This is a genomic window from Thermoflexus sp. (genome assembly GCF_042408365.1).
In the GTDB taxonomy this organism is placed as follows: Bacteria; Chloroflexota; Anaerolineae; order Thermoflexales; family Thermoflexaceae; genus Thermoflexus.
Map to the genome: position 1 here is coordinate 1 of NZ_JBHOQJ010000234.1, position 2,277 is coordinate 2,277.

At 59.6% G+C, this 2,277-nt stretch carries 4 protein-coding genes; all 4 read right to left on the reverse strand.

The window, feature by feature from the left end; genetic code table 11:
* Nucleotides 1-199: 199 nt before the first annotated feature.
* The gene (locus tag ACFMO5_RS10850) at nt 200-1,036 is read right to left on the reverse strand and encodes a cytochrome c biogenesis CcdA family protein (RefSeq protein WP_376792770.1); all 837 of its coding nucleotides are present in this window, start codon (nt 1,034-1,036) and stop codon (nt 200-202) included.
* A 1-nt stretch (nt 1,037) separates the two neighbouring features.
* Nucleotides 1,038-1,538 (reverse strand): cupredoxin domain-containing protein, encoded by a 501-nt coding sequence (locus ACFMO5_RS10855; protein ID WP_376792771.1) that lies wholly within the window; start codon nt 1,536-1,538, stop codon nt 1,038-1,040.
* Nucleotides 1,535-1,999, reverse strand: a complete 465-nt coding sequence (locus ACFMO5_RS10860; RefSeq protein ID WP_376792772.1) for a hypothetical protein — start codon at nt 1,997-1,999, stop codon at nt 1,535-1,537. Before ACFMO5_RS10860 ends, ACFMO5_RS10855 begins: the two co-directional genes overlap by 4 nt.
* A gap of 14 nt (nt 2,000-2,013) precedes the next feature.
* Nucleotides 2,014-2,277 (reverse strand): ubiquinol-cytochrome c reductase iron-sulfur subunit (locus ACFMO5_RS10865; protein ID WP_376792773.1); only part of this gene is annotated, 264 nt, incomplete at its 5' end.

Consider the following 2,277-nt stretch of genomic DNA (forward strand, 5'->3'; position numbering starts at 1 on the left):
GGGCCGTCAAAGGCGGCCCCCAGCCCCCGAGGATCCCCAAGGGAAACTGCTGGAAAGCGTGCTCGGCATATCCAACAATCAAATGAGAGATAAAGCGCTCCTTATCGGGAAGGCCGCCTGTGGGGAGCGCCCTTCCGGATGCGATCAGGTGAGCGCTACGGAATAGGCAGCGCTGCCGCTTGCTCTCTACCGCCCTTGCCTAAACCGTAGCTAGGATCAGCAAGCCCATTCCAACCCCGATTAAGCCCAGCGTGAATTTCAGCCAGGGACCATGGGTTCGATTCCACCGTGCCAGCTGTCGCAAGGTCGGACGAGCCGCAGCCGCCAGAAGCAGAAGCACTAGTGGGACGATGAACATCAGATTATAAAGGACCAAATAGGCGAAGCCCTGCCACCTGGAGGGCTGAGCGGCAAGCAGGGATAGGATCGCCAGATAGATGGCTCCGCTGCATGGCACGGTGCATAATCCAATCAGGAATCCACCGAGGGCCAAAGCAGGGACAGTCAACCGACGCGTCATCTCGACCGCCCGGGCCACGATCGCCCGCGGGGCCGCCAGCGGAGGGCCCAACTCCGGGATCAGGACATCCTTGATCATCCACAACCCCATCCCGATCGCGATCAGCGCCCCGATGCGTGATGGGAGATGATATTGAGAGAAAGGCGCGGCGGCCGCCAGAAGACCAACCCCTAGGCCCAGGTAGGTCAGGAAGATGGCAGCGATGTAAATGGATCCCATGCTCAGGATGCGGCCCCGCAGCGCCTGGAGATCCGAAGGATCAGTGGTTTGCAGGGTTGTTAGCATAGCGGCGACGAACAGCAACAACACTGTGAAGGCACACGGGTTCATCCCATCCACGAATCCGCTTAGGATCACCGTGCTTAAAGTAAGCGCGGGGAAGGGCATGCCATGTTCAGAGGCGACGATGCGAGGACGGACTAAGTTGAGGAGGACGGCCAGTCCGATCAGAACCGTGAGCAGAAGGGATGCCAGGATCACATACCTCAGGCGAGCTGAGCCCTGTTGAGTGTTCATGTTAACCTTCCACGATGAGTTTGCCCACCATGCTTGGATTCGCCCGGCCGCCGCAGCAGACATCGCAATAGAACGTGAAGATACCAGGTCGGTCAACTTTGAAGGTGATGAGGCGCGTGGAGCGAGGTGGGATCATCAAATTCACTCCTAGTTCGTCGATAGCGAATTGGTGCTGCCCGCCTCCATCGATATGGTAAGGGCTGTCGGGGTTCCACACATTCAGCACGATGGTCTCGCCGACCCGCGCGCGGATCTCGTAGGGATCGAATCCGCCCATGGAGATCGTGAGGCGGACGGTTCGCACAGGTCCGCCCGAAGCGCTTCCCCCCGGCTCGGATCGAAGCCATGGGAGAAGGGGCAGTAAGAGGGCGCCGGCAAGCGCCAGGCTCGTGCCAGCGATCCCAATGAAAGCCATCAAGCGGAGCCGGCGGTCCCAGCGCTTCTTCCGATCCCAGCGTTTCTTCTCGCTCTTTTTTCGAGAAACCGAAGTAACCGAAGTCATGGCGAAACCTCCCACCGGAATGAATGCTCTGGGGCTCCATCGACATCTCGAAGGATCAGCTCCAGGACATGCACGCCTTCACGGATCAGTGCCAGACCAGTGGGATCCCTGGAAGGGAAAAAGAGGCGACCCCGCAGGTGATGTCCACCCCGTCCACCATCCCAGGCGAGCGCCCTCACCTCCTCCCCCCGATCCGTGCGCAGGAAGGCCAGGGCGGCGAGATCGAAATCCAGATCCCTCGTATGCGTGTCCAGGGCGACCTCGAATTCCAGAGTATCCCCTGGAGTATTTAAATTCAGTGGGGTCACAGCGACGCGCACCCCATTGCTTTCATGAATGCGTGTAAGATCCGCCCCGCCTGAATCCAGGCGGTTCTCCGGAACCGATCCTGGTGCCGCCTGACAGGCAGCCATAATCAGCGCTAGCAACCCGATCAGAGGAAGGAAGTTCCTTGAACGCATCCGCACTCCCCCTATCAAGCTTTCTGGGCGGGCTTGCCCAAGATCTTCTTCCCTGTGTCCACCTCGATGATCAAATTCGGATCCGGCACCGGGAGCGGATCCCCTTTCAGATCGGTTTGGGCCACCACCCGACCGCTAGCGTCCTTCAGGTAGATCACGAAGCGATCCAGATCCCGAGGGGCCGGCCCCTCAATGTAAGTGCCGTCCAGCTGGAACTTCGAGCCGTGGCACGGGCATTCAAAACGGAAATTGCTGGGCACCCACTTGTAGAGACAGCC

Coding starts and splice junctions, on each gene's coding strand:
- ACFMO5_RS10850 (WP_376792770.1), bottom strand. CDS start 1,036: ATGAACACTCAACAGGGCTCAGCTCGCCTGAGGTATGTGATCCTGGCA.
- ACFMO5_RS10855 (WP_376792771.1), bottom strand. CDS start 1,538: ATGACTTCGGTTACTTCGGTTTCTCGAAAAAAGAGCGAGAAGAAACGC.
- ACFMO5_RS10860 (WP_376792772.1), bottom strand. CDS start 1,999: ATGCGTTCAAGGAACTTCCTTCCTCTGATCGGGTTGCTAGCGCTGATT.